This window comes from Sphingosinicella sp., from assembly GCF_052388015.1.
Taxonomy (GTDB): Bacteria; Pseudomonadota; Alphaproteobacteria; order Sphingomonadales; family Sphingomonadaceae; genus Allosphingosinicella.
In genome coordinates this window covers 1-4,707 of the sequence record NZ_JBQTIN010000089.1, presented here as the reverse complement: position 1 = coordinate 4,707, position 4,707 = coordinate 1, and the positions used below count along the sequence as shown (strand labels likewise).

At 69.8% G+C, this 4,707-nt stretch carries 6 protein-coding genes; 4 read left to right on the top strand and 2 right to left on the bottom strand.

Annotated features, from left to right (window positions below; all coding sequences use genetic code 11):
• Both ACT4N3_RS07255 and clpS read left to right on the top strand, forming a co-directional pair.
• The coding region (locus tag ACT4N3_RS07255; protein ID WP_444854543.1) for a phasin family protein at nucleotides 1-237 on the top strand (237 nt) is incomplete at its 5' end.
• Between the two features lie 304 nt (nucleotides 238-541).
• Nucleotides 542-889, top strand: coding sequence for an ATP-dependent Clp protease adapter ClpS (gene clpS / locus ACT4N3_RS07250; RefSeq protein WP_444854542.1), 348 nt, complete (start codon nucleotides 542-544; stop codon nucleotides 887-889).
• Nucleotides 890-1,034: 145 nt separating this feature from the next.
• On the opposite strand, the gene ACT4N3_RS07245 is transcribed toward clpS, so the two are convergent.
• Nucleotides 1,035-1,436: a hypothetical protein gene (locus ACT4N3_RS07245; RefSeq protein ID WP_444854541.1), complete on the bottom strand. Its 402-nt coding sequence runs from the start codon at nucleotides 1,434-1,436 to the stop codon at nucleotides 1,035-1,037.
• 96 nt (nucleotides 1,437-1,532) lie between these two features.
• Here ACT4N3_RS07245 and ACT4N3_RS07240 point away from each other — a divergent pair, with 96 nt between their 5' ends.
• Together ACT4N3_RS07240 and ACT4N3_RS07235 are read left to right on the top strand one after the other, a co-directional pair.
• Nucleotides 1,533-1,976 (top strand): RrF2 family transcriptional regulator, encoded by a 444-nt coding sequence (locus tag ACT4N3_RS07240; protein ID WP_444854540.1) that lies wholly within the window; start codon nucleotides 1,533-1,535, stop codon nucleotides 1,974-1,976.
• Complete coding sequence (locus ACT4N3_RS07235) at nucleotides 1,973-3,280, top strand: FAD/NAD(P)-binding protein (protein ID WP_444854539.1); 1,308 nt, start codon at nucleotides 1,973-1,975, stop codon at nucleotides 3,278-3,280. The genes ACT4N3_RS07240 and ACT4N3_RS07235 overlap by 4 nt, the downstream gene beginning before the upstream one ends.
• Before the next feature lie 132 nt (nucleotides 3,281-3,412).
• Here the strand turns inward: ACT4N3_RS07235 and ACT4N3_RS07230 are convergent.
• A partial coding sequence (locus ACT4N3_RS07230; RefSeq protein ID WP_444854538.1) for a sensor histidine kinase occupies nucleotides 3,413-4,707 on the bottom strand: 1,295 nt, incomplete at its 5' end.

Here is a 4,707-nt window from a genome sequence, read left to right as displayed (position 1 = left end):
GGCCGCAAGAGCTTCGAGGACGCCCAGGCGGTCCTCAAGAACATCGGCGAGATCCGTTCGGCGACCGACTTCTTCAAGCTGCAGGGCGACTATGCCCGCGGCGCGTTCGATGCCGCGATCGCCGAGAGCGCCCGCGTCAGCGAGGCGATGCTCAAGATCGCCAACGACGCCGCCGAGCCGCTGACCAGCCGCTACACGGTCGCGGCCGAGCGCGTGAAGACCCTCGTCGCCGCCTAAGGCTTTTACGAGGGGCCGCGCGTATTTGCGGCCACGCACGGTCGTGTGGAAAAGGGCGGGCGTTCCCAGTCGGAACGTCCGCCCTTTTTGTTCATTCTTAATCCTCCCCTTGGAGGGGAGGTGGCAGCCCGCAGGGCTGACGGAGGGGTATCAGCTTCTGTGGATGTTCTCCGCCGCTGACACCCCTCCACCGGCTTCGCCGATCCCCCTCCCCTCAAAGGGGAGGATTTTTGGCTGGCTCGTTCACCACCTTCACCCCTTGTCGCCGATCATGGCGATGCATTATTTATCGGCAACGATGAGCATGGACCGCTTTCCCATCACCGCAACCGACGACGACCGGACCGACGAGAGCGACGGCGATCTCGGCGTCGCGACCAAGACGCGCACCAGGACGAAGACGCCGTCGCCCTACAAGGTGTTGATGCTCAACGACGATTACACGCCGATGGAGTTCGTCGTCCACGTCCTGCAATCGATCTTCAAGATGAGCATCGAGGACGCGACGCGGGTGATGCTCCACGTCCACCAGCGCGGCGTCGGCGTGTGCGGCATCTTCCCCTATGAGGTCGCCGAGACCAAGGTCGCGCAGGTGATCGACTTCGCCCGCGAGAACCAGCACCCGCTCCAGTGCACGCTGGAGAAGGCCTGAGCACTTCGCCGATCGACCTTCCTGTTCTGAGTCACCCCGGCGAAAGCCGGGGCCCATGAACACGGCCGATAAGGGGAAGGCGACGACCTGATCGCCTGCCTCGCTTGCCCCGGAGTGCATGGGTCCCGGCTTCCGCCGGGATGACTCATTTGGGGGTGGCCCGGGACGGCGCGAATCGCGCCGCGGCGAATGCGGCCAGCAGCGGCAGGACGATCCCCGCCGCCCACATCCAGCCCGGGTGCGGGATCATCACCATCGTCGCGACGCCGCCGGCGATGACCAGCAAGGCGACGACCCAGCCGGCCATGACGCGGCGGGCGACGAGATTGGCGGCGAGCGCCCCGGCGAGCGCGCCGACGAACCAGGCGACCAGGACGAAGACCAGAGCCATCACCGGCATCACGCTCATCAGCCGGTCGATGTCGCGCGGATTGGTCGCGTCGAATCCGGGCGGCGGCGGGTAGATCATGTGGCCGAGGGCCTCGATGCCGGCCACGCAGGCGACGGCGACGATGATGCCGGCAAGGATGCCGAGGATCATGCGCATGGCGGACTCCCCCCTCGGCCCTTGCATAGCGGATCATCGGGCCGGGCGACAGGTCCGCATGTTGCCAAGCGCGGCCGGCAGGTTCATGGGGCCGCCATGCTTTCTCAACGGACGCGGTATACAATTCGCGCGCTGCTCCACCTCGCCGACCGGTATGGCGAGGGGCCGGTCCAGCTCAGCGAGATCGCCGAGAAGCAGAATCTCCCCGCCAAGTTCCTGACCGTGATCCTCTCCCAGATGCGGCGCGCCGGGCTGGTCGAGACGATGCGCGGGCGCGAGGGCGGCTATTGGCTCGCCCGGCCGCCGGCCGAGATCAGCTATGGCGAGATCGTCCGGCTGACCCGCGGATCGCTCGGCCTGCTGCCCTGCGCCAGCCGCTATGCGCACGAGACCTGCAAGAACTGCATCAGCGAGGACAAGTGCCGGCTGCACCGGGCGATGCTGCTGGTCCGCGACGAGACGGCGCGGATCCTCGACGGCCTCAGCCTCGCCGACCCGGTGGAGCTCGACGCGCCGGACACGCACGGGATCGCGGGATGAGCCATGCCCATGTCGCGGTGGTCGGGGCGGGCCTGTCGGGGGCGCTGCAGGCGATCCATCTCGTCCATGCCGGCGCCGGCAAGGTCAGCCTGATCGAGCGCTCGCGCGTGCCGGGCCGCGGGGTCGCCTACGGGACCGACCGGCCGGAGCATCTGCTCAACGTGCCGGCGCGGCGGATGTCCGCTTATCCGGACCGGCCGGATCATTTCACCGACTGGTGGTCGGCGCGCGGCGGAGACGAGGAGGGCTATGCGCCACGCATGGTCTATGGCGATTATGTCCGCGCCCAGCTCGCCGAGGCGATGCACGGGATCGAGATCGTTTCCGGCGAAGCGGTGGACATAAGCTCGATCGCCGGTGGCGAAGAGGTGCGACTCTCCGACGGCCGAACGATCGCCGCCGACGCCGTCGTCCTCGCGCCGGGCAATCTGGAGCCGGCGGTGCCGGGCCGGTTCGACGTGGCGGCGCTGGGCGCGGCCTGGATCGGCGATCCCTGGGCGGCCGATCTGGGGGAGGGGCTGGGCGCCGACGCCACGATCGTCATTCTCGGCACCGGCCTGACCGCGGTCGACACGGCGCTGACCCTCGATGCGCGCGGGTTCACCGGGCGCATGCTCGCGCTCTCGCGCCGCGGCCTGAGCCCACGCGCGCACGAGCCGCGCGAGCCGATGGTCGCGCCGCAGGAGCAATTGCCGACGAGCTGCGCCGGTCTCACCCGGCGGCTGCGGCGGCGTTCGGCCGAGGTCGGCTGGCGGAGCGCCGTGCACGAATTGCGCAGCGTGACCCAGGGGCTGTGGCGCGATGCGTCGGCTGTGGAGCGCGGCCGGTTCCTCAGGCATTTGCGTCCGTGGTGGGACGTGCATCGCCACCGGATCGCGCCGGCCGTCGGCGCGACGATCGCGCGGCTGGAGAGAGAAGGTCGGCTTGCCTTCGTCCCCGGCAAGATCGTCGCGGTCGAGCCGGCCGGGACCGGCGCGCGCCTGATTTGGCGACCGCGCGGGTCCGACAGGGTCGAAACCGTCGAGGCGGCCCGGATCGTCAATTGCACCGGGCCGGAGATGAACATCGTCCGCGCCGGCGAGCCCTTGTTCGACGCGCTGATCGCCGCCGGCCGAATCCGGCCCGATCCGCTGCGCATCGGCCTCGACGTCGACTGGGATTGCCGGGTGCTGGGCGGAGACGGCGCGCCGTCGGCTACCCTCTCGGCGATCGGCCCGGTGACGCGCGGCACCTTCTGGGAAAGCGTCGCCGTCCCCGACATCCGCGTCCAGGCGGAGCGGGTGGCGAAAAGGTTGGCGGGTTAGACTCCCTCCCTGCAAGGGAGGGGCCGGGGGTGGGTGCCGCCGAAGGCGGTCGAAACCGGGGTCGCCGGGAGCGTCGCTGCGCTCGCCTACCCACCCCTAACCCCTCCCTTCGCAGGGAGGGGGATGTTTCCGCTAAAGCTCGATCCGGAACAGGGCGCCGCCGCCCTCCGCCGCGCCGATGTCGATCGCGCCGCGATGGGCCAAGACGACCTGGCGGGCGAGGCTGAGGCCGACGCCGGTCCCCTTCTTCTTGGTGGTGAAGAAGGGGAGGAAGATGTCCTGACGAAGGGACTCCGGCACGCCCGGGCCGTTGTCGGACACCTCGATCCGGGTCCGCCCGGCGCGCGGGTTGGAGAAAGCGAGCCTGACGACGGGGCCGGCGGCGTGGCCGCGCGCGGCGTCGGCCGCGTTGCGCAGCAGGTTGATCAGCACCTGGCTCATCAGATCGGGGTCGGCCTCCAGCGGCGCCATCCGGTCCTCGACGCTGATATCCAGCGCCACGCCTTCCATCCCGTCATGGGCGCGGAACAAGGCGGTCAGCTCCCCGGCCCAGCCGGCGACGTCGATCGGACGGCGGCGAATCTCCGGCGCGCGGCTGATCTGGCGATAGCTTTCGACGAAATGCATCACCCCGTCGGCGCGGCGGGCGAGCGTTTCGACCGCGGCGCGGGCGTCGGTCACCTCGGCGTTCGATCCGTCATCCGCCTTGCGCATCAGGTCGGTCGCGCTGTGGGCGAGGCTGGTGACCGGCGTCATCGAGTTCATGATCTCGTGAGTGAGGACGCGGATGAGGTCCGACTGGGCGGCGATCTCGATCGCGTTCAATTCGCTCTGGATCGGCTGGACAGCGACGACCCGGACCAGCCCGCCGAGCCGGTGAACGACCGCGGCGCCGAGCAGCACCGTTTGCGGCACGCCGTCGGTGAGCAGCGGGACAAGGCGGGGGCGGTTGACCGCGCCGCCTTCCAGCGCGGCGGCGAAGGCCTCGCCATAAGCGCGGAAATCCTCGACCCGGACGCCGCGATGGCGGATCAACAGCCGGCGCGCCGCCTTGTTGGCGAGCTCGACCTTGCCGTTGGCGACGGTGACGAGTGCGGTCGGGGCGTCGTCGAGCACCGCCTCGAAGAAGCGGTTGGCGTCGATCAGGGCATGCTTCTCGTCGCGCATCCGCTTGATCGCGGCGTCGAGCACCTCGCCCAGCTCGCCGAAGCCGCTGCCGTCGAAGCGATGGCGGAAGCCCTGGCTGAAATCGGCGAAACGGACCGAATCGATGAAGCGGGCGAGCTCCATATTGGTGCGCTGGATGTGCCGCCAGAGCATCGCCGCCGCGCCGGCGACGAGCAGGCCGGCGACGATCCGGGCGGCGCCGAGCTCGGGCTGGCCAAGCGCCGCGACGAAGCCGAAGGTCACCGCGATCAGCAGCGCCA